This window comes from Lentzea miocenica, from assembly GCF_033949945.1.
Lineage (GTDB): Bacteria > Actinomycetota > Actinomycetes > Mycobacteriales > Pseudonocardiaceae > Lentzea > Lentzea miocenica.
Genome location: NZ_JAXAVW010000009.1, coordinates 170,160 through 191,162 on the forward strand (window position 1 = coordinate 170,160; position 21,003 = coordinate 191,162).

The 21,003-nt window shown below is 67.5% G+C and carries 18 protein-coding genes and 1 pseudogene; 11 read left to right on the forward strand and 8 right to left on the reverse strand.

Going from position 1 to position 21,003, the window contains the following annotated elements; genetic code table 11:
• Nucleotides 1–206 precede the first annotated feature (206 nt).
• On the forward strand, nt 207–1,289 hold the full coding sequence (locus SK803_RS13195) for a mechanosensitive ion channel family protein (protein ID WP_319966242.1): 1,083 nt from the start codon (nt 207–209) through the stop codon (nt 1,287–1,289).
• Here the strand turns inward: SK803_RS13195 and SK803_RS13200 are convergent.
• Nucleotides 1,279–1,629 (reverse strand): MerR family transcriptional regulator, encoded by a 351-nt coding sequence (locus SK803_RS13200; protein ID WP_319966243.1) that lies wholly within the window; start codon nt 1,627–1,629, stop codon nt 1,279–1,281. The genes SK803_RS13195 and SK803_RS13200 overlap by 11 nt on opposite strands.
• A 42-nt stretch (nt 1,630–1,671) precedes the next feature.
• Here SK803_RS13200 and SK803_RS13205 point away from each other — a divergent pair, with 42 nt between their 5' ends.
• Both SK803_RS13205 and SK803_RS13210 read left to right on the forward strand, forming a co-directional pair.
• Complete coding sequence (locus SK803_RS13205; protein WP_319966244.1) at nt 1,672–2,331, forward strand: alpha/beta fold hydrolase; 660 nt, start codon at nt 1,672–1,674, stop codon at nt 2,329–2,331.
• A gap of 146 nt (nt 2,332–2,477) precedes the next feature.
• A complete protein-coding gene (locus SK803_RS13210) occupies nt 2,478–2,753 on the forward strand; it encodes a hypothetical protein (protein ID WP_319966245.1) in 276 nt (91 codons plus the stop codon).
• A gap of 53 nt (nt 2,754–2,806) precedes the next feature.
• Here SK803_RS13210 and SK803_RS13215 read toward each other — a convergent pair whose 3' ends face one another.
• The gene (locus tag SK803_RS13215; protein WP_319966246.1) at nt 2,807–6,040 is read right to left on the reverse strand and encodes a S8 family serine peptidase; all 3,234 of its coding nucleotides are present in this window, start codon (nt 6,038–6,040) and stop codon (nt 2,807–2,809) included.
• Nucleotides 6,041–6,291: 251 nt separating this feature from the next.
• Entirely contained in the window at nt 6,292–6,789 is a 498-nt protein-coding gene (locus SK803_RS13220) for a hypothetical protein (protein WP_319966247.1), read from the reverse strand.
• A gap of 197 nt (nt 6,790–6,986) precedes the next feature.
• Here SK803_RS13220 and SK803_RS13225 point away from each other — a divergent pair, with 197 nt between their 5' ends.
• Complete coding sequence (locus SK803_RS13225) at nt 6,987–7,673, forward strand: hypothetical protein (protein WP_319966248.1); 687 nt, start codon at nt 6,987–6,989, stop codon at nt 7,671–7,673.
• A 319-nt stretch (nt 7,674–7,992) separates the two neighbouring features.
• Here the strand turns inward: SK803_RS13225 and SK803_RS13230 are convergent, their stop codons facing one another.
• On the reverse strand, nt 7,993–8,412 hold the full coding sequence (locus SK803_RS13230) for a cupin domain-containing protein (protein ID WP_319966249.1): 420 nt from the start codon (nt 8,410–8,412) through the stop codon (nt 7,993–7,995).
• Between the two features lie 177 nt (nt 8,413–8,589).
• On the opposite strand from SK803_RS13230, the gene SK803_RS13235 reads away from it, so the two are divergent.
• The 3 genes from SK803_RS13235 to SK803_RS13245 are packed head-to-tail and all read left to right on the forward strand — an operon-like array spanning nt 8,590 to nt 10,404.
• On the forward strand, nt 8,590–9,393 hold the full coding sequence (locus SK803_RS13235; RefSeq protein ID WP_319966250.1) for a S1 family peptidase: 804 nt from the start codon (nt 8,590–8,592) through the stop codon (nt 9,391–9,393).
• 55 nt (nt 9,394–9,448) lie between these two features.
• A complete protein-coding gene (locus tag SK803_RS13240) occupies nt 9,449–9,940 on the forward strand; it encodes an NADPH-dependent FMN reductase (RefSeq protein ID WP_319966251.1) in 492 nt (163 codons plus the stop codon).
• Nucleotides 9,937–10,404 carry a flavin reductase family protein gene (locus SK803_RS13245; RefSeq protein WP_319966252.1) on the forward strand — a complete coding sequence of 156 codons (468 nt, stop codon included), beginning with the start codon at nt 9,937–9,939 and terminating at the stop codon, nt 10,402–10,404. The genes SK803_RS13240 and SK803_RS13245 overlap by 4 nt, the downstream gene beginning before the upstream one ends.
• Here SK803_RS13245 and SK803_RS13250 read toward each other — a convergent pair.
• Complete coding sequence (locus SK803_RS13250) at nt 10,393–12,087, reverse strand: FAD/NAD(P)-binding protein (RefSeq protein WP_319966253.1); 1,695 nt, start codon at nt 12,085–12,087, stop codon at nt 10,393–10,395. The two genes, SK803_RS13245 and SK803_RS13250, sit on opposite strands and share 12 nt — an antisense overlap.
• Nucleotides 12,088–12,291: 204 nt before the next feature.
• Here SK803_RS13250 and SK803_RS13255 point away from each other — a divergent pair, with 204 nt between their 5' ends.
• The 4 genes from SK803_RS13255 (at nt 12,292) to SK803_RS13270 (ending at nt 17,032) form a co-directional block, all read left to right on the forward strand.
• A complete protein-coding gene (locus tag SK803_RS13255; RefSeq protein ID WP_319966254.1) occupies nt 12,292–13,392 on the forward strand; it encodes an LLM class flavin-dependent oxidoreductase in 1,101 nt (366 codons plus the stop codon).
• Nucleotides 13,389–13,856 carry a GNAT family N-acetyltransferase gene (locus SK803_RS13260; protein ID WP_319966255.1) on the forward strand — a complete coding sequence of 156 codons (468 nt, stop codon included), beginning with the start codon at nt 13,389–13,391 and terminating at the stop codon, nt 13,854–13,856. Before SK803_RS13255 ends, SK803_RS13260 begins: the two co-directional genes overlap by 4 nt.
• Nucleotides 13,857–14,101: 245 nt before the next feature.
• On the forward strand, nt 14,102–16,135 hold the full coding sequence (locus tag SK803_RS13265) for a putative bifunctional diguanylate cyclase/phosphodiesterase (RefSeq protein WP_319966256.1): 2,034 nt from the start codon (nt 14,102–14,104) through the stop codon (nt 16,133–16,135).
• Nucleotides 16,136–16,201: 66 nt separating this feature from the next.
• Nucleotides 16,202–17,032 carry a S1C family serine protease gene (locus SK803_RS13270; RefSeq protein WP_319966257.1) on the forward strand — a complete coding sequence of 277 codons (831 nt, stop codon included), beginning with the start codon at nt 16,202–16,204 and terminating at the stop codon, nt 17,030–17,032.
• Between the two features lie 170 nt (nt 17,033–17,202).
• Here the strand turns inward: SK803_RS13270 and SK803_RS13275 are convergent.
• From SK803_RS13275 to SK803_RS13285, 3 genes and pseudogenes are all read right to left on the reverse strand, one after another.
• Nucleotides 17,203–18,189, reverse strand: a pseudogene (locus SK803_RS13275) (ATP-binding protein); the annotation flags it as partial.
• A gap of 163 nt (nt 18,190–18,352) precedes the next feature.
• Nucleotides 18,353–19,585, reverse strand: a complete 1,233-nt coding sequence (locus SK803_RS13280; RefSeq protein WP_319966259.1) for a cyclopropane-fatty-acyl-phospholipid synthase family protein — start codon at nt 19,583–19,585, stop codon at nt 18,353–18,355.
• On the reverse strand, nt 19,586–20,935 hold the full coding sequence (locus SK803_RS13285; protein ID WP_406601527.1) for an FAD-binding oxidoreductase: 1,350 nt from the start codon (nt 20,933–20,935) through the stop codon (nt 19,586–19,588).
• Nucleotides 20,936–21,003 lie beyond the last annotated feature (68 nt).

The window sequence follows — 21,003 nt, forward strand, 5'->3', positions numbered from 1 at the left end:
CTCCCTCGGGAAGATCGACCGGCCGCGGAGCCGAAGTCAGAGCTGAAGAAGACAACCCCTTGTGAGGGTTCCAGCACTCTTCGCACGTCTACTCGCACGGCACGACCTCTCTCACGTCGTGAGCCTCTCACCTTTCGTGAGTTGATTCATGGTGTTCCCCTCCCCAGACGCCGGGTACCCCGCCCCGATACGGGAGGAGGAACGACGTGCTGTTCGTAGTGCTCGGCTGTTCGATCGTATTCGCGTTGCTGGTGGTGGAGGTGATCCACCGGCTGGTGCGCCGCTTCACCCACAGCGGCAAGATGTACCGACCAGGCCAGGTGTTCGGCGCGCTGCTGGCCACGCAGATAAGCCTGAGCGTGTACCCGATGGACGCTCCGATCACGTTGCACGCGCTGGGGATCGCGCTGATCCTGGCCGGCGCGTGGCTTCTCTCCGCCCTGATCAGCACCCTTGTGGACATCTCGCTGTCGCGGATCCGCACGGACGTCACGGACAACCGGCATGCGCGACGGGTGCACACGCAGGTGACGTTGGTGCGGCGGTTGACGTTGGTGGTCATCGGTGTGCTGGCGGTGGGCGCGATCCTGATGACGTTCCCCGGTGCGCGGGCGATCGGGTCGACGGTGCTGGCCAGTGCGGCTGTCATCGGTGCGGTGGCGGCGTTGGCGGCGCAGTCGTTGCTGGGCAACGTGATTTCGGGGATGCAGATCGCGTTCAGCGACGCGGTGCGGCTGGACGACGTTGTGGTGGTTGAAGGTGAGTGGGGACGGGTTGAGGACATCACGCTGACCTACGTGGTGTTGCACCTGTGGGACGACCGCCGGTTGGTGCTGCCCACCTCGTACTTCTTGAAGAACCCCTTCGAGAACTGGACGCGCACGCAGTCGGCGTTGCTCGGGACCGTCGAGCTGGACCTGGACTGGACGGTGCCGGTCGAGGCGATGCGGCAGGAGATGCGGTCCATGCTGGAGGGCAGCGACCTGTGGGACGGGCGGGTGTCCGTGTTGCAGGTGACCAGCGCGACCCAGGGTTTCGTGCGGTTGCGGGCGTTGGTGAGTGCGGCTGATGCCGGCAAGCTGTGGGATCTGCGCTGCCTCACCAGGGAACACCTGGTGGACTGGGTGCGCAGGCAGCACGGCGGGTCGTTGCCGCAGGTCAGGACGCGAGCGGTGACCAGCACGTCGAAGCAGCAGCCGGCGAGCGACCAGCACACCGACGCGCGGGTGTTCGGGGAGAGCCTGGACGGGGCGCAGCGGGAGCAAGCGTTTGCGGGGCCTAAGCCGTAGAGCGGTCCAGGATGCCGGTGATCAGGCCGCGGCAACGGGCTATCTCGGCGGCCTGGGTGTCCAGGCGGGCCACCTCGGCGTGCAAGGTCGCCACGAGGTCATCACACGGGTCCAGGCGTGGTGACGCGTCCACGACGCACGGAAGCAGCAAAGCGATGGTCTGCACGGACAGGCCGACGTTCAGCAGCGCCTTGATGCGTCGAACGGTTTCGACGTCATCCGAGGAGTACGTGCGGTAGCCGTTGGACGAGCGTGTGGACTCCATGAGCCCGCACTGCTCGTAGTAACGGACGGAGCGCGTGGAGACACCGCACAAGGCGGCCAGTTCACCGATCAACACGTCTTGACCTTGACACTGATGTCAAGCCTTACGGTCACGAACATGAACGTGATCATTCATGGCGCGCAGAGCGTGGCAACCGACTGGGACCTGGTGAAAGCCCTGCTGGAACCCGCGGAGGTACCGGAACGGCGCGGACGCAACGGGGTACCGCTGCCGGACGACTACAGCCTGCGCACCGAGATCGACGACCTGCACGCCGTGCTCGACCGGCACGAGCGGCCCACCCTGATCGGGCACAGCTACGGCGGGCTCATCGCGTTGCTGACCGCACAGGAACGCGACGACCTCGAGGCACTCGTGCTGTACGAACCGGCGATCCACCTCGACAGCTCGGCGGTGAAGCGCTTCGGGCAGGCGCTGAGCAGGGGCGATCGGGACCGCGCACTGGAGATCATGGTCACCGGCATCGCGGGTGAGCAGGTCTTCCGCGAGACCGATCCTGAACGCTGGCTCGCGGCGCAGGACCTGCTCGACACGACGTGGCGCGAGCTGATGCTGGTCGACGACCACCGCTACGAGCCGCCGAAGCTGGAGGTCCCGGTCACGGTCATCGTCGGCGAGCAGACCGACCACCTCTTCGGACCGGCCGCGCGGGACGTCGTGCGGGACACCGGCGGCAGGTTGGTCACGCTCGCCGGGCAAGGTCACGTCGCACACATCACGAACCCGGAACTCCTGGTAGCGGCCATTGTCGAGTGATCTGCCAACGGGCGTGCAACCGCCTGCGGAGCCCGTTCCGTCCTAGCCACATGAGAAGACCGCTCGCCGTCGCGTTTTGCGCGCTGGCTCTCGGAAGCTGTGGTACGAACGGGGCCCCAACCGTGCCGTACGCGGAGGTCCCTGTCGTGTCTTCAGCGAAACCGGACAAGAACCGGATCGAGCAGGCGAAGCGCGACGGCCACCTCACCGTGCCACTGATGATCTCCGTGCAGCCGGGACGCGACGAGGAGGTCGAGCAGGCACTGACGAAGCTGGGCGCGACCGTCGAGTCGCGGGATCCCAGAATCGGTTACCTGCGGGCCGAGATGCCGGTGGACAAAGTGGAAGACGCGTATCTCATCAGCGGTGTGTCCAAAGTGGACCTGGACGAGCCGCTCGGCAACAGGCTCCCTGAACCGTAGAAAGCCCCAGGATCTCGTGAATCCTGGGGCTTTCCGCGTCACTCAGTCGAGCTTCAGCTGACGGACTCGACGATCACGGCACCGCGGCCGACGACGTTCTCGTCCGCCGTGCGCACCTCGAGCTCACCGCGCAGCACGCGGCCGGCACCCGGCTGGCCCTGCGGCGTGATGACGCCCGGCACCGTCCAGGACGAACCGGCCGGGCGGAGGGCGTTGGTGTCGGTCACGCTCAGCGTGCCGAGACCAGCGGCGACGTAGACGTCGAAGTAGTCGTACTGCGTGGTGCCCTGCGGCACCGCGTAGCCGTCCACCTGGACGCGCCACGCACCGGCGGCCGGGTTGTTGACCGTCACCGACTCCTCGGAGTCACCATCCGCCGACTGACCGGCCACCACGCAGGTGCCCGACGTGCAGTTCAGCAGGAACAGGTCGAGGTCGGAGCCCGCGTCGGACGGGTTGCCGATCGTCGTGGTCAGGCGCGACGCGCCGGCCGGAACCAGGATGTCGAAGAACTTGGTCTCCAGGTTCGCGATCGACGGACGGCCCGTCGTGGCGCTGCCGACCGCACCGGCCACGAGCCGGCCGGTGAACTCGGCCTGCGTGTTCGTGACGGTGTAGCTGCGGTTGATCGGCACACCCACCGTGCCGGACGCGATGACGTCCGGGTTCGGGCTGATCGTCGTGCCGAGCACCGACGCGGTCACCGAGTACGGCGCCTCGGCGGCGTCGGAGGTGCGACGGGCCTCGATCACGATCTCCCAGACACCGGACATCGGGCTGGTGATGGTGCGGCTGGTCGGCATGCCACCGGCACATCCGGCACCCGCGTCGGGGTTGTAGCAGTTGGTCGAGCTGGTCACGTCGAGCGGCACACCCTGCGGGGTGAAGCGCAGGAAGCGCACCTGGCCCTTGCCTGCCTCGGCGCCACCGGCGGCCATGTCGACCTTCAGCGCGGTCGTGCCCTTGGGCACGTTCACGAAGAGGCTGGTCGACTGGTTGCGCGCGATCGTGCCGGACTTGGTGACCGCGAACTTGTTGGCGGCGTTGAAGTTCTCCGCCGCGAACACGGTGTTCAGAGTCTGCACGTCGACGCCGGGGGTTTCCAGGTCGTCCAGCTGCAGGACGGCGCTGTGCACGCCCGCGGTACCGGCCTTGATCTTGACCGGGAACTGCACGGGCGTGTTGAACGGCAGGTCCACGGTCTTGGCGGCCTTGAACGTGCCGTCGTTGCCCTTCCAGGAAACCTTCCAGGTCTCCAGGTGGTCGTGACCCGTGGTGCGGGTCAGCGTGTAGGTGCGGGTGTACTCCTGGCCCGCCGTGACGCCTTCACGGTCGTGGATGCCGACACCGACGTTCGGGGTGGCCAGCAGTCCGCTGAGGACGGTGCTGACCGGCACCGACGTCGTGACCTGGTTCGGCACGCCGTGCTTGTCCAGCAGCGACCAGGCCGCGTTGGTGTTGAACAGACCAGCGCCCTGCTCGTAGGCACCGAGGGTGCTCACGAAGTTCGCGCTGCGCTGGATCGCGTAGCGCAGCTCGGCGCTCGTCGGGCGCTGGCCGTCGTGCGTGGCCTTGAACGCGCTCACGAGCAGCGCGGCGGCACCGGTCGCCTGCGGGGCGGCCATCGAGGTGCCGTTGAACTGCGAGTAACCGGCCGGAAGGGTGTAGGTGCCCGCCACCGGGCCACCCGGCTGCCAGCGCGGCGTGGTGGAGATCGCCGAACCCGGCGCGACGATGTTCGGCTTGAAGCCGCCGTCCTCACGCGGGCCGCGCGACGAGAAGCCGTGCAGGTTCTGCTTCTGCGCGGTCGTCGAGCCGTAGTTGGAGAGCCAGGTCTCCTTGGTGATGTACGAGCCGACGCTCACCGCGTCCGTGGCGACCGATGGGTCACCGACGGTGTTCGCGCCCGCACCCGAGTTGCCCGCCGAGATGAAGATCTGAACGTTGTACTCGTTGATCGTGCGGTTGTAGAGCTCCGCACGGGCGTTGTTGCCGTCGTTGAGCGCCGGGAGGCCACCGATGGAGATGTTCACGACGTCGGCGCCGTTTCGCGCGGCGTAGAGGACACCGTCGATGAGGCCGGAGCTGGTGCAGGACGGCGTGGAGAGGCAGGCCTTGATGGCCATCAGCTTCGCGCCGGGGGCCGCACCGGCCATCTTGCCGTCGAACATCTTGTGGGCCGCGGTGATGCCGGCGACGTGGGTGCCGTGCGCGGCGCCCGAGATGCCGAGGTTCACGAACGGCGTGCCCGCGTTGTCGTAGACCGAGCGGTCGGTCTGCACGACGAACGCGACGCGGTCGACGACGGGGGTCGCGGGGTTGTCGGTGCCGAAGAAGCCGACGTCCTTCTTGACCTTGTAGTCGATCATCCGCGCGTTGTTGGTGAAGTTGCCGTCACCATCGGTGTCGACGAAAACTTCCTTCGTCGTGATGTCCTGGATGACACCGAACGCGTCGACCCGGTCACCGTCGCGGTTGATGTCGCCGCCGGTCTCGCTGTTGCCGAGGTTCAGGTCGCCCGCGGTCTCGCGGAAGAGGCCGAACGAGTAGGGGCCACCGGTAGCCGGCGCCGTGTACTCCTTGCCGCCCTCGACGAACTTGCCGACGCGGCCGGTCTTGGTCATGGTGACCCAGGTGCCGTCGCCGGAGTTCGTGGCGTTCGCGTTGTACCAGTCGATGATCTTGCGCTCACCGGTGCTGGTCGTCTGCAGGGCCGGGGTGTCCAGGTCGATGCCGGAGTCGATCACGGCGATCGTGGTGCCGCGGCCGTCCCACTTCGGGTGCGCGGTGGCGAACTGCGCCGCCTGCGTGTCCTGCGTCGGCATGTACGGGTTGGTGCGCGGGGTCGTCGAGTCCGGAGCCTTCTGCGGGGCCGGCTGCTCCATGCCCTGCGGGCGCGGGTCGTCGAGGGCGATCAGGCCGTCGACGTCCACCGTGCTGACCGACGCCAGCTTGGCGGCCTTCTCCGCGTTGTCGCGCGGGATGGTGACCTTGACGTAGTCGACGTCCTTCTCGGTCTTCTGGACCGTGGCGCCGAGAGCCTTCAGGTCGTTGACCGCGGCATCGGTCTTGCCGTCCTCGGCGGCGACCAGCAGGTCGACGGTCGCCTTGCCCTGCCTGGCTGCCTCGTCGACGAGCTCGCGGTCGAGCTTGTCGAGCTGTTTGTCCGCGGCGGGTTGCTGCGGAGCGTTCTGCGCGATTGCAGGGGTGGCGGCGAAGCCGAACCCGGCAGTGCCCAGCACCGCGGTCAACAAGACCGTTCCGGTGCGGCGTCTCCAGTTCTTCACGGCGCATGTGCCCTTCGTGGGGTAAAGAGTGCTCCGAAGCACATCTCTTCGCCCCGCAAGGGGCAATCGTCTTGTCGGAGCATTCTTGAGATCCACATTGGACTGTTCAGAGTCTTGTCCGCGCACGCTAATGGTGCTGCGCGTTTCTCTTTAGCCGTGGAACGAGCAGATGCCTTCCAGTCAAGAGCTGATGGAGGGGAATGTCAAGGCTGTGTCAACGGTGAACGTCGTTGGCGTGTAACAGGATCCCGTCAGCGGACGATGGACTGATCGCTATTTCCGCCCAATAGCGAACGCAATCTCGACCGCACGCGGGCAACGATGCTCTGGCCGGTCGCGACCACTTTCGGCTGCGCTCCGCACGACGGACAGTTACCCCGATGCGCTTTTAGCGCCCGCTGGAGTTCGTTGATGTGATCCGCCGTCCGCGCGGGCACGGAGTCCTTTTTGATCGAGAGCAGGCTGAGCTCGGTCAGCGTCTCCTTGCGGCCGCGCAACCGGACGACGGGCGCGATGGTGTGAAAGAAGACCAGGTTGCGCCGGCGCGCAGGTTCGATCGTGTGGACGTCACACCACTCGATGACGCTCTGCCGGTCGAGGCTGCTCGACGTGATGCCTTCAGCGGTGACCTTCGTGCCCATGCGAAAGCTGCGCCACGCGACGGTGCCGCCCATGAGGGACCACAGGCCGCCGAAGACGTAGCCGAACCAGGGACCGCCCGCCATCGCGATCGGCCCGCTGACGGACACTGCTCCGCCGAGCCCGAACAGGACCCATCTCCACCTGGTGTGCATCTCCCCATCCTGTTTACCCGATTCGAGCGGACCAGTCGGTCACCGGCCGGTTTCCTCGTGAGCCGCTCCCCCCTTCAACGCAAGCCGCCGTCACCTCGTTGAGCGACGTCATTCCACAGGACTAACGGCTGTTCAGGCGCTACCTTGCGCCCATGGACCTGAAGCCGGTCGCCGACGAGCTCTACGGGCTGCCTCCGAAGGAGTTCACCGCGGCCCGCAACGCCGCCGCCAAGCAGGCCGACGACAAGGACCTCGCCAAGGCCATCGCCGACCTGCGCCGCCCCACCGTGGGCGCCTGGGCCGTCAACCGACTCGTGCGAGACGCCCCTGAAGGCCTGGAAGAGGCGCTGGGGCTCTCCACCGCGCAGCTGACCATGCGAGAGCTCGGCCGCAAGCGCAAAGAGCTGATGGAGGCCCTGGTCTACCGCACGCTGGAGCTGACCGGGCCGCTCGCGGACGATGCCGTCACGCAGGTGCGCAACACGCTCACGGCGGCGATGGCGGACCCGGAGTCGGCCGAGCAGGTGCGCAGGGGCCACCTCACCAAGGGGCTGGAGTACTCCGGGTTCGGGTTCGCGCTGCCGGCGCCGGAGCCGACGCCGGACGGTGAGGACGCACTGGCCCGCAAGCGGCGGGAGCGGCAGGAACGCAAGCGGGCCGAGGCCCAGCAGGCGCTGGACGAGGCAGAGCAGGCGCTCGGGGAAGCTCAGGCCGATCAGCTGGCGGCTCAGCGGGCGTTCGACCGGGCGGCGGAACGGCTGGAGGACGCCAAGCGGGTCACGGCGGCGGCGGAGAAGGCTCGCAAGGCCGCTGAGCGCAAGCTCAACGACCTGTCGTGAGCAGGTGATCACCGTTCGCGTCTGAAGGGGGCAAGAACCTGAAGACGACCTGAAGGAATTGAGCCTGGTCACACTCAACGCCGAGTGGAACACGGCGGTCCGGTTGTACGTTCAACAATGTGGGTGGCCGCGAGCGCTCGAGCTGGGCGCCAGGGCGATCCGACACCCCCAGGTTGGAAAAGCCCTTCCGCAGGCGTCGCGTGCTCGCGCCGCGGTCAACCCGCCGTCGACCGACACCACCGGAGAACCCCCCTCACCGGGCAGTGGCGGTCGGCGGCACCTGGATAGTGCGGTGCCCCTCCCCCCAGAGGGCACCGCACTACAGGTTGTACTGGTCGTGGCGCGCGTAGAACGCCTCCAGCTCCTCCGGCGGCAGGCCCTTCGCGGCGCCGACCTCCAGGAAGAAGTTCTCGCGGGCGATCCCCGGTGCGAAGAGGATCAGCATGCGCACGGGAGCGTCGCTGTCGTTCCGGAACGCGTGCGGGCGATTCGGTGGCACGTGGAGGAAGTCTCCCTCGCCGCCCTTGATCCACTCGTCGCCGTCGAACAGCGTGATCTCGCCTTCGAGCACGTAGAACGACTCGGAGAACGTCTTGTGGAAGTGCGGGCGCGCGCCAGGCTGACGCGCCTCCATCCGCCACTCGAACAGGCCGAACTCGCCGTTCGTTGCGGAGCCCGGTGCCACGAACCGGGTGGTCTTGGTGCTGAAACCCACTTCGGAAGCCGGTCGGAAGGTCATCGGCGCTCTCTCCCCAGAAAGTGAACTTGTTTCAGGTCTCGTACGATGCGGTGGATCCGCGCTCGCTCGCCGGGCGTTCGGCAGCTGAAGCGGTCTCCTAAGTTACAACGACGAACTGAGACGAAACATTCGCCGTTCCTTGCCGCGTAAGAAAGTTCTCTGCGGAAGGAACGGCGAATGCTGTTACGAGGTGGAATCGCGGCCGCGCTGATCGCGCTCACGATGGCGGGCACGGCGGTCGCGGATCCGTCCGCCCAGGTGGTCGGCGGCACCCGAGCGTCCATCAAGGACAATCCGTTCGCGGTGTATCTGGCGCCCACCGCCGACACCCGCGACCCCAGGTGCACCGGGGTTGTCGTGGCACCGAACAAGATTCTCACCGCCGCGCACTGCGTGGACGAGGGCGTGACCGGCCCGAAGCCGATCCCGTTGGACAAGCGCGTGGTCGTGGCGGGACGCGAGAACGTGCACAGCACCGGCGAGGGTGTCGTCGCGAAGCTCACGAAGATCGTCATCAACCCGAAGTACGACGGCATCTCGTTCGACTCCGCGGTGCTGACGCTCGACCGCGCGCTGAAGCAGAAGCCGATCAAGATGGCCGGTGTGGCGGACCGCCACCTGTACGCGCCGGGCAGGTCCGCCACCGTGCTGGGCTGGGGCGCGGTGAAGGAGGGCGGCAGCACCAACGGTTTTCTGATGAAGGCCTCGATCCCGATCCTGGAGGACGAGACCTGCCGCGTGTTCTGGGGTGACGACGGCGCGGGCAACGACTTCTACGAGAACAAGTCGATGATGTGCGCGGCGGTGACGAAGGGCGGCGTCGACGCGTGCAACGGTGACTCGGGCGGGCCGTTCGTCGCCGGCGGCAAGCTGATCGGTCTGGTGTCGAAGGGTGACGGTTGCGCGCGGCCGAACCACCCAGCGATCTACGCGCGGGTCGATGCCATCAACTCGTGGGTCGCGAAAGAGATTTTGCTCTGATCTCGCGTGGTGGACGCGGGTTGACGGTCCTGCGGCTTGCGGCTGTGCTGGAGGCATGACGCAGATCGGTGTTCTGGTCGGCAACCCGCGGCCCGCCTCACGCACTCTGCAGGCGGCCCTGGCCCTGCGCGAGGCCCTCGCCTCGACGCTGGGCGTGCCCGTCGACGGGCCGGTGGTGGACGCGGCCACGCTCGCACCCGCGGTGTTCACGGAGCCGGACACGATCAAGGCCGCGCTCCAGGCGTTGAGCCAGGCTGACGTGCTGGTGGTGGCCACTCCGACGTACAAGGCCGCGTACACCGGGCTGTTGAAGGCCGTGCTGGACCAGGCGCCGCCGGCGTGGTTGCGGGGCAAGATCGTCGTCCCGCTCCAGATCGCCGCGTCGGACAGGCACGCGCTGGCCGTCGAGGTGCATCTACGGCCCGTCCTGACCGAACTGGGTGCGCTGGTGCCGCAGGCGTTGTTCCTGAACGAGGCTTCGCTGCCCGCGCACGAGACGGACTTCGCACTCGACTCGGACGTGCTGAAGGCGTTGGTGCAGCGATGAAAGAACAGCTGCGGAACGCGTTGAGGCACCACGCTCAGGCCGTCACGATCGTGACGGCGCACGGCGCGGACGGACCGGTCGGCACGACAGTGAGCTCGTTCACCTCGGCGTCCTTCGAACCACCGCTCGTCGTCGTGTGGATCGGCGAAGGCGCCTCGGTGTGGCCGGTGCTGCGAACGGCGCCGCTGTTCGCCGTGCACCTGCTGGACGCCGGGCAGACCGCGCTCGCGGACCTGTTCGCGACGAAGGGCGTCGACCGGTTCGGCCCCGGCACGCGGTGGCAGGCGGACGACGACGGCGTGCCGTGGCTGCTGGACGCGCCGGTGCGGTTGCGGTGCAGGACTTCCCGGCGGATCGTCGTCGGCGATCACGTGGCGCTGGTCGGCGAACCGCTCGACATCACGCACACCGACATCGCCGCGCCCCTGGTGCGGCACCAGGGGCGCTACACCTCAGTCGCCTAGGACCTTCAACAACTCCCTGGCGAGGACGTCGTTCTGCCGGAACGCCGGGGCGTTCGTGTTCGGTCGCGCGAACGCCGCGAACGCCTTACCGGTCGTGTAAGGCCCCACCGCGAACCGAACCGGGTCGACCTCACCCCGTTCGTCGACGAGGCGGCCCTCCGGAGTCACCCGCACCAGCCCGGCATCGTCCTCGGAGACGTCACCGACCGCGCGCAACGACCGCAACACCGGATCCGCCGTGCGCGACAACGAGTGCGAGGGCAGGCGGGCCTCGATCAGACCGTTGGCGCGCACCACGTCCGGCGTCGTCGGGCTGCCCGCCAGGAACGCTCCATCGACCGCCTCCACCCACATGTCGGCACCGACGAACCGCACGATTCCCGCGCGGGACAACGCCAGCAGCTCCTCCAGCCGGTCCGGCGGCGGCCCGGAGGCCAGGTAGCTGAAGTAACCGTGCCACCAGCCGTCGTGCGGCATCACCTGCGCCATCTGGCCGTAGACCGACAGCAGGGCCAGGAACGCCCCCAGATCGGCGCTGTGGCGCGGATCCGAGCGCCGGGCCACATCGGCCTCGACGTAGGCCCGCAGATGTTCCTGGAACTCCTCAGCCGACGCGAAGGTCAGCCCGGTCAGCGGGCGGTCCAGCAGCTCGAAGTCGATGTGGTCGGCCGGGTCCGGGATCGCGAGAGCCTCCAGCGCCCGCATCTCCCGGCTGTACCAGGGCAGTGCGGTGAAAGCGGTCGCGAACTCCACGAACGGCATCCGCACCAGCCCGGGATGCCCGGTGAAGAGCTCGTGGTAGTAGCCCCACGCGATCTCCTTGGCCATCAACGGCCACACGTCGCCGCGGAAGTCCAAAGAGCGGCCCTTCAACGCTTCCGCGGTGAAGAAGTGCGGCAACGACGGACGGGTTCCCTGCAGGCGGTAGCCGGTCTTCGAGTGGTACGGCACGCCTCTCCGCGAGCCCACGAACAGCCGTGGTTCCAAACCCGAAGGCACATAACGCAACTCGCCGTCCGAGCGCACGTACCGCCCGCCACGGCCCTCGGTCAGCAACACCATCAGGTCGATGAACGCGAGCCCGAATCCGCGCAGCACCACGTCACCCGCGACTTCCGACAGGTCCGCGTCGGCCGAGTACAGCGGCGGCACGTAGACCAGGCCGTGCTCCACAGCGTGTTCGGCGAGCTTGCGGTGTTCCGGCTCGGGTTCGGCGTCGAGGTGACCGAGAGCCAGCACGAGGACGTCGGCCCGCAGCGACTCCCCGCTGTCCAGCCACACCCAGTCGCCGACGACCTTCAAGGCGCGGGCTTCGTGAACGGACACAGTGATGTTCGGTGGCAGAGATTCCTTGACGTGGTCGAAGAACCAGGCGAGGTACTTGCTCTGCACCTGACGGGACGGGAACGACGTCGGGTCGACATCACCCCACTCCGCGAGCGACGGACCAGGACGAACAGGACCGAGGCCGTCGAACGAGGAGTCGGTGAAGACCGTCACGTCCTCGGCCATGGAGTTCATGCGCAGCAACGGTGACTGCGCGTGCCGCCACACCCGGCCCGCGCCGGGCGGGTACGGGTCGACGACGTGCACGGCCAGCTCCAGCGACGGTGACTGGGCGGCGATGCGTTCGAGCAGGCCGGCGGCACGAGGGCCACCGCCGATCACGACGAGTGAGCGCATGCGCGTCTTTCCGTTGAAGGGCAACGAGAAACGAGCCGCGCCCCTCAACGCGAGCACTCCCACGGTACCCCGCGTGTGCAAGCAAATCCCGCTCTGTGGACGTCGTTGCTACGGCCGGGCGGCAGGTGTGCACTCGAAGGGCGTCTCCCTCAACGCACCCCATCACCACCAGCCCCGATCACTACCAACTCTGGGGAATCGGTCATGCCAGTTGAGTTTCTCGGGATCGCCGCCACGAACGACGGGTCGGAGACGACACCGCGCTCGTCCAGCGGAGCGTTCGACAAGGACTACACGCTCAGGCTCGCTCGGGCGCACGAAGAGCACGGGTGGGACCGCGTGCTGTTCGCGTACGGATCGGGCGCGCCGGAGCCGTCGGCTGCCGCGGCCTACCTCGCCAGCAAGCTCGACAAGCTGCAGATCCTGTTGGCGCACCGGCCGAACGTCTCGTACCCGACGTTCGCCGCCAAGACGTTCGCGACGCTCGACCAGATCAGCGACGGCCGGCTGACGGTGCACTTCATCACCGGCGGCACGGATCACGAGCAGCAGCGCGAGGGCGACTACCTGTCCAAGGACCAGCGCTACAGCCGCACCCGCGAGTACATCCAGATCGTCAAGAAGGCCTGGCTGAGCAGGGAAGCCTTCGACCACGACGGTGAGCACTACCACTTCGCGGACTTCGTGAGCGACGTGTTCCCCGTGCAGCAACCGCGCCCGGACGTGTCGTTCGGCGGCTCCTCCCCCGCGGCGTACGCGGCAGGTGGTGCGGAAGCGGACATCTTCTGCCTGTGGGGCGAACCGCTCGCGGAAACGGCCCAGCAGATCGAGTCGGTCAAGCAGGCGGCGAAGGAGGCCGGCCGCACCGACGTGCCGCGGATCCAGGTCGCGTTCCGGCCGATCATCGCGCCGACCGAGGAACTGGCCTGGGAGAAGGCGCACCGGACGGTGGACCGGATCGAGGCGCGGAAGGCGAACGGGCCGTTGAGCCGCAGGCATTCGCTGACGAATCCGGAGAACACCGGCTCCCAGCGACTTCTGGCCGTCGCCGACCGCGGCGAACGATTCGACCGTGCATTGTGGACGCCGACCGCGAAGGCGACGGGCGGGGCGGGCAACTCCAACGCGTTGGTCGGTACGCCGGAGACCGTCGCGCAGGCGTTGCTGGACTACTACGACCTGGGCGTGGACATCCTGTCCGCGCGCGGCTACGACCTGCTGGACGACGCGATCGACTTCGGCAGGTACGTGATTCCGCTGGTGCGCGAGGAGGTCGCGAAGCGGGACCGGGCCAAGGCCGCATGACCACGCTCGAAGTGCGCCGCGTCCGGCAGTCCGATCCGGACGCGGCGCCGCTGGTGGCCGAACTGACGTACGAGTACACGTCCCGCTACGGACCCCTTGGCGCACAGGAGATGCAACGTGCCGCAGACGTCTTCGAACCGCCACATGGGCAGTTCCTGCTGCTGATGGAGGCCGGTGAGGCGATCGCGGGCGGGGCGTTCATGCGTCACGACGAGGAGACCGCCGAGCTGAAGCGGATCTGGACGCATTCGCAACACCGCAGGCGCGGGCTGGCCCGCCGGGTCGTGGAAGAACTGGAGAAGGAGGCGCAAACGTTTGGATATCGCCGGATCTACCTGACCACCGGACCGCGGCAACCCGAGGCGAAAGCGCTCTACCTGGCGACCGGGTACACGCCGTTGTTCGACGTTGACGCAGACCCTGCGACAATTGGCCCGCTGGCGTTCGACAAGGTGATTCATTAGTTCAAACGAGTGAATTCGTGGACGAACCGACGATTCCCGGCCGGGAATCGGGGTTCGGTTGGACACGTGCCCCGTGATCAGTAAGCTTGCTCGTTGGACCCACACCCGGTGGTGGTATCGCGCGGAGCTGTCACCCGTTCGACCGAATCTGGCGGAAGTGGGTTGCGAGGCGTATCGATTGGCGTCCGACGATCGATCAGCGGATCACCCCGGTCCCCACGAATGGCCACCTGAGCTGAATGAGCATGGTCGAGAGCCTTGAGCCCGCCGTTCGCTGGGCGGCGGCGATCTCCAACACCCTTCTCGCGAATCTGACGCGCGAGAAGCTCGAGCAACTGCTCGGCGGGTACGTCGAGCAGCTGCTCACCGGTGGCGTGGACGAGGCTCGGCGGGTCGGCCGGTCCATGGTCGAGCACGACTTCATCTCCTCGGCGACGCTGGAGCAGACGCTCACCTACCTCGGTGACCACGCTCCGGTCACGCCGGCCCAGCTGGCCGCGCTCGCCGCCGGGTACGCAGAGGGGCTGCGCGACCGCACGCTCGACCAGCAGGAGATCAGCCGCACCGCCGCGATCAACTCGATGCGCCGGGCCGAGAGCGCTGTCAGGGCGAGCGAGGCGAAGTTCCGGGCGATCTTCCAGAGCGCGGCGTTCGGGATCGTCGTGAGCGGCCTCACCGGCGACATCATCGACGTCAACGACTCGATGCTGGCGATGCTCGACTACCGGCGTGCGGACCTGGCCACGATGAGCGGCCGCGACCTGGTGCACCCGGACGACCGGGCGGGGCTGAGGGAGCTGGCCAAGCAGCTGATCGCGTCCGGCCACGACAACGTCCGGGTCGAGAAGCGGATGATCCGCAGCGACGGCGAGACGCTCCAGACGCACATGGCGATCTCGTTGGTGCGCGAGCACGAGGACTCACCGCCGTACTTCGTCACGATGATCGAGAACATGAACGAGATGCGCGCGCTGCAGACGCAACTCGTGCGGCAGAGCCTCAACGACATGCAGACCGGCCTGCCCAACCGCGCGCAGTTCCTCGGCTGGCTCGAAGGCGCGGTCGGCTCGAAGGGCCCGGAGGCCCTCGCCCTCGTGCAGGTCGACATCGACGGGTTCCGCGGCGTGAACGACGCGTTCGGGCACGAGGCGGGCAACCGGGTGCTGATGCACGTCGCGAGGCACCTGCGGGCGGTGTTCACCGAGGACGTCGGCAAGGTCGCGCGGATCGGCGAGGACGAGTTCGGCGTCCTGATCAAGGACCCCCGCGACGTGCGCGGCGTGATCGCACTGGTCGAGGACTTCGCCGCGCGGCTGGAGGAGCCGATCTGGATCCACGGTCACGGCATCGGCGTCACGACCAGCGTCGGCATCGTGGCGCGGGCGGCCCGCGGTGGTGACGCGGAGGACCTGCTGCGCGCCGCGGACGTGACGGTCGGCTGGGCCAAGCGCGACGGCAAGGCGCAGTGGGCGTTGTACGACCCGAAACGCGATCTGCGCGACAAGGAGAGGTACGCGCTCGCCGCGTCGATCCCCGGCGCGCTGGAGGAGGGCCAGTTCCGGGTCGACTACCTGCCCGTCCACTCGCTGGCCGACGGTTCGGTGCTCGCCCTCGAAGCGAAGATCGTCTGGAACCACCCGGAGCACGGCGTGCTGTGCCCGGAGAGGTTCATGGGCCAGACCTCCGACAACGGCATGATCGTCCGTCTCGTGCACTGGGCCCTCGCCGAGGCGTGCACGCAGGCGAGCGAATGGCACGCGGCGCTGGGCCCGCGGATGCCCGTGCTGTCGATCGACCTGCCGCCGCGGCTGTGCCAGGAACCCGAACTCGTCGCCGAGGTCGCCCGCGTGCTGGACCGCACCGGACTCCCCGCTGCCGCACTGCGTTTCGAACTGCACGAGCACCTGCCGGCGTTGCTGACCGACGAGCAGCTGGAAGAGCTGACGATCCTCGCCGAACGCGGCATCGGCCTCGTGCTGGACCAGATGAACGGCGGCAACGTCGGCGTCGACCGGCTGCGGCTGATCCCGTTGAGCGGCGTGAAGTTCACCGGCGCCGTCGTGCGCGGCCTGGACACCGGCGCGAACAGGGTGGAGGAGAGCGCCTCGGTGGCGTTGCTGAAGTGGGCGTCGATCCTGCGGCTGCCGCTCTACGCCGAGGACGTCCGCACTGAGGCCGAGGCCTCGCGTTTGGCCGCGTTGGGTGTGACGGGCGGGCAGGGCGCGCACTTCGGGCCACCGCTGCCGGCCTCAGAGGTTTCCTCGCTGCTTCTCAGCTAGTTCTTATCAGGGTTTTCCAGGGTTTCGGCACAGCTGACTCACATGATGGGGGTCCATCGTGGAGTCATGACCGAGCAGAGCTTCCCCGCGATGAGCGGGTCACTGGTGGAACCGCAGCCCGCCGTCGTCGCCCCGAAGTTCTGGCGCCGAACGGCCCCGATGCTGACGGCCGCGGCACTCGTCGCGGGCTTGTTCGGCGGCGTCACCGGAGCGGTGATCGCCTCGCCGGACTCCACCCCCACCCCCACCTCCGTCTCCGCGCAGACGATCTCCAACACGTCCACTTTGGACTGGAGCGCCGTCGCCTCTGACGTGCTGCCCTCCGTGGTGCAGGTGAACGTCGGCAACGGCCTCGGCTCCGGCGTGATCCTCTCCGCGGACGGCAAGATCCTCACCAACAACCACGTCGTGGCGGCGGCCGGCGGCCAGATCACCGTGAAGTTCAACGACGGCCGCGAACTGCCGGCCACCGTCGTCAACACGGACCCGGCCTCGGACCTGGCCGTGCTGCAGGTCTCGGGAGCGTCCGGCCTGACGCCGATCAAGTGGGCCGACTCGGGTTCGGTGAAGGTCGGCGACGCGGTGATGGCCATCGGTTCACCGTCCGGCCTGCAGGGCACCGTGACGACCGGAATCGTGTCCGCTCTGGACCGCAAGGTGACCGTGCCCGGCGAGACCCGCCGCGCGTCTTCCGTTTCGTACCAGGCGATCCAGACCGACGCGTCGATCAACCCCGGCAACTCGGGCGGGGCGCTGGTGAACGCGGCCGGTGAGCTGATCGGGATCAACTCGGCGATCTACTCGCCGGCGTCGAGCAGCGGTGAGGCCGGGAGCGTGGGGATCGGGTTCGCGATCCCGTCCAACACGGCCAAGCAGATCGTGGACAAGCTGAGCTAACTGGTCCAGAGCGCGGAGATCGGCAAGCAGGCCATGCCATCACCGAAGCTGAACGACTCGCGGCCGGTGTACAGCACATACCCCGCGTAGAACCTGTCGCCCAGGCGCCGTTGCAACAACCGCAGGCCGCGGAAATCGTCAGCTCGGACGGTTTCCGCGGCCTTGACCTCGATCCCGATCACCCGGCCCGCGTTGTCCTCCAGCACCGCATCGACCTCGTACTGGTCGCGGTCGCGGTAGTGGTGGAGCGATGCGAACGTCTCCGACCAAGTCAGCTGTCGCGCAAGTTCGCCGAGCACGAAGTTCTCCAGCAGCGCGCCCTCTCCGGCTCCAAGATGAGCGGCGATCCCGGAGTCGACGAAGAACACCTTCGGGGTCGCCAGTGCCCGCGTCGTGGCGTTGGCCGACCAAGCTGGCACCGTGCGCACGAGATAGATTGTCTCGAGGATCTCCACATATCTCCGCACGGTCGGCGCGGACAGCTCGAGATCGCCAGACAGCCGGTTGAAGCTCAACAGACCAGTGGTCTGCGCTGCCAACAGTGAAATGAGCGTGCGCATGTCGCCCGCCCGCTCGATGTCGGCCACCTGCTTCACGTCACGCGCGATCAGGTCGGCGAGGTAGTCGTTGAAGAACCGGGCGCGACGACGTGGGCTGTCCCTTCGCAACGCTTCCGGATAACCGCCTCTGGCGGCGCGTGCCAGGTAGTCCTTCTTCCGCAGCTCGCCAGGTTCGGCGCGCAGATCAGCCCCCTCGGAGAAGGCCGCATCCACGAAACCATCAGGTGCGTCGTCGATCTCACCCTGGGAGAACGGCCACAGCTCTACTGTTTCCGAACGCCCCGGCAGGGCGTCCGGCAGGCTGCGCAACGCCAGAAGGCGAGCCGAACCCGTGAGCAGGAACTGACCTGGCCGCTGATTGTGATCGACCACGTACTTGATTTCGAGCCAGAGGTCCGGCACCCGCTGGACCTCGTCGATCAGCATCAACCCGTCGTGCCGGACGAACGCTGACGGGTCCGCCGCAGCTGCCGCTCGCGTATTGCCGTCGTCCAGAAGACGCGCTACACCTCCGTACTCGCGAAGCACCTTCTCGGCCAGGGTGCTCTTGCCAACCTGGCGAGCCCCGTTCAGCACGATGACGCGGGTGTCCGACATCGCTTCGGTCACCCGCTCCGCCGCACGTCGCGGCCGGTAGTCGATACCTTCTCGCACTACCTCATCGTACCGCTCAGTTTAGATCTGCCGAACAGTTGCCCTTACATCTGCCGAAGATCACTCATTTGATCTGCCGAAGATCACCCTTTAGGTTTGCCGAAGATCAGGACAGCCAGTCCGGCCTCAACGGCATGTGCGAGGTCGTCCCGTCCAGCTTCACCCCGAGCACCTGGTGCAGCTGGATGTTGTTGCGGTCGAACCCCAGCCGCGACGCCGCCAGGTACAACCGCCACACCCGAGCCCGGGCCTCCCCGACGTCCTCCACGGCCTCGTCCCAGTGCGCGTCCAGGTTGCGGCTCCAGGCGGCGAGCGTCAGCGAGTAGTGCTCGCGGATGTTCTCCTCGTGCCGCACCTCGAACCCGGTGTCGTGCATCAACGACACGAGATGCCCTGGGCCGACCAGCTCGCCGTCCGGGAACACGTACCGGTCGATGAACGGCCCGGACAACGCCCGCTGCTTGTTGTCCGGCCGGGTGATGCAGTGGTTGAGCAGGCGGCCGCCTGGCTTGAGCTTGCGGTAGAGCGCCGAGAAGTAGCCGGGCAGTTTGGCCTTGCCGATGTGCTCGGTCAGGCCGATGGACGACACCGCGTCGAAGCCCGTCTCGCGGACGTCGCGGTAGTCGAGGTGGCGGACCTCGGCCAGGTCGGACAGGCCTGCCTCGACGATCGCCTTCTGCGCCCACTCGGCCTGGTTGCGGGACAGCGTGACGCCGATCGCGCGCACGCCGTACTCGCGGGCCGCGTGCATGACCATGCCGCCCCAGCCGCAGCCCACGTCCAGCAGTTTCATGCCGGAGCGCAGGCCCAGCTTGCGGGCCACGAGGTCGTGCTTGGCGAACTGGGCTTCCTCCAAAGTGGAGTCCGAGGACGGATACACCGCGCAGGTGTAGGCCATCGACGGGCCGAGGATCCACTCGTAGAACTGGTTCGAGACGTCGTAGTGGTGCGCGATGGCCTGCTGGTCGCGGGCCTTGGAGTGACGCAGGCCGCGCAGGCGGGTCTCCTGCGGCGGCGGGGCCACCTTGTGCGACAGCCGGATTCTGCCCAGGAAGCGCAGCAGCTCCACGCGTTGCAGCCACGGGAGTTCCCGCAGCGAGAACTCGGAGAGCTGGGAGAGGCCGGCGTGCACGTCGCCGAGGATCTCCAGGTGTCCTGTCACGTAGGCACGGGCGAGGCCGAGCTCACCTGGGGCGGAAGCCAGGTAGGACAAGGCTTCCGGGGTTCGGACATCGATGGAAACCGGGGCACTCACAGGTCCCGCGGTACTGCCGTCGTAGGCCTGGAAGCGAACGTCGCTGCCACCTGTGATGCGCTGGAAAATGGAGGCCAACCGCATTCATCGTCCCCTGACACACTTGGCGTACAGATCAGGCAGGCGGTTCGTCTGGTCGTACCGGCTCTTCACCGACCGGTAGTGCGAACCGTTGTAGTGCCGCCAGAACTCGTCCTCGCTGTAGTACGAGTCCGAGTACAGCGACTTGTGGCCGCCCAGCCGAGCCACCTCGCGCTCGATCAGCCGGTTGCGGTCACCCATCTTCTCTCCCGGCCGCACCGGGACCTCCGACCAGAACCCGACGTTGACGTACAACGTGTCCGCGTCCATCGGGTAGAGCGGCCATCCCGTGTTGTCCCGCAACCGCACGGGACACAGCCACACCGGCGCGATGCCGATCTCGCGGTCGAAGAAGTCGAGGAACTCGGCCAGCGCCGAAACCGGGATCTCCACGTCCTGGATGACCGGCTCGACGTCCGTGCGCGGCCTCAACTGCCGGTGCTTCGCGACGAGCTTGCGGTACACGTCCGAACGCAGATACCGCTTGGGCCACAACCTGCGCACCACCGGGTTCTGCGCGCCGAACGCCCGCGAGCACCAGAACCAGTCGGTGTCCCAGCGCCACAGGTAGTCCTGGATCGTCAGGTGGTCCGTGCGTCGCTTTTGGATGGACCGGTAGTAGATCTGGTTGCCGGTGTAGTCCGACGTGTAGGGCGCGATGTCGGCGTAGTGCCCCAACGTCAGGTACATCTCGCCGCGGGAGAACACCGTGCCGTCGACGAAGTCCGCGGAACCGTCCGAGCAGACCTCCTCGATGACCGCGGCGCACTCGGCGAACGACCCGAACGGCACGTGCCGCAGCCGCACGTACTGACGCACCGGCTCCAGCTCGATCTCCAGCCGCAGCGCGTAACCCAGGGTCCCGTAGGAGTTGGGGAACGCGCGGAACAGGTCGTCGTCCGGCTTGGCGATCACGACCTCGCCGTCGCCGGTGAGGATCTCCAGCTCCCGCACCGACTCGTGCGGCAGTCCGTTGCGGAAGGACGTCGACTCGATGCCGAGTCCGGCTACCGCGCCGCCGATCGTGATGGTCTTGAGCTGCGGCACGACCAACGGCATCAGGCCGTGGGGCAGTGTCGCGGCGACGAGGTTCTCGTAGGTGGTCATGCCCTGCACCTGCGCGGTGCGTCCGACCGGGTCCACCGACAGCACCCGGTCGAACCTGCCTACCTCCAGCCCGCCCGACTGATCGGCGCGAAACCGGAAGAGGTTCGACGTCTTCTTCGCGAGCCGCACCGGCGCACCTTCGCGCATCGCGGCGTACTGCGCGGTCAGCGCAGCCACGGCCGAGCTGTGCCCATGGTCACTCACCAGAACGACGTTATTCCGCGTCAGCGCCGTTGTCGCGCCCAAAAGCCCGAATGGGCCAGCGATCATCGACGAACCCTGCCTAAAGTTACTAACGAGTAGTAACGTGCGAG

Coding starts and splice junctions, on each gene's coding strand:
- SK803_RS13230 (WP_319966249.1), bottom strand. CDS start 8,412: ATGACCTTCCGACCGGCTTCCGAAGTGGGTTTCAGCACCAAGACCACC.
- SK803_RS13205 (WP_319966244.1), top strand. CDS start 1,672: ATGAACGTGATCATTCATGGCGCGCAGAGCGTGGCAACCGACTGGGAC.
- SK803_RS13270 (WP_319966257.1), top strand. CDS start 16,202: ATGACCGAGCAGAGCTTCCCCGCGATGAGCGGGTCACTGGTGGAACCG.
- SK803_RS13245 (WP_319966252.1), top strand. CDS start 9,937: ATGAAAGAACAGCTGCGGAACGCGTTGAGGCACCACGCTCAGGCCGTC.
- SK803_RS13255 (WP_319966254.1), top strand. CDS start 12,292: ATGCCAGTTGAGTTTCTCGGGATCGCCGCCACGAACGACGGGTCGGAG.
- SK803_RS13235 (WP_319966250.1), top strand. CDS start 8,590: ATGCTGTTACGAGGTGGAATCGCGGCCGCGCTGATCGCGCTCACGATG.
- SK803_RS13260 (WP_319966255.1), top strand. CDS start 13,389: ATGACCACGCTCGAAGTGCGCCGCGTCCGGCAGTCCGATCCGGACGCG.
- SK803_RS13280 (WP_319966259.1), bottom strand. CDS start 19,585: ATGCGGTTGGCCTCCATTTTCCAGCGCATCACAGGTGGCAGCGACGTT.
- SK803_RS13265 (WP_319966256.1), top strand. CDS start 14,102: ATGGTCGAGAGCCTTGAGCCCGCCGTTCGCTGGGCGGCGGCGATCTCC.
- SK803_RS13225 (WP_319966248.1), top strand. CDS start 6,987: ATGGACCTGAAGCCGGTCGCCGACGAGCTCTACGGGCTGCCTCCGAAG.
- SK803_RS13250 (WP_319966253.1), bottom strand. CDS start 12,087: ATGCGCTCACTCGTCGTGATCGGCGGTGGCCCTCGTGCCGCCGGCCTG.
- SK803_RS13240 (WP_319966251.1), top strand. CDS start 9,449: ATGACGCAGATCGGTGTTCTGGTCGGCAACCCGCGGCCCGCCTCACGC.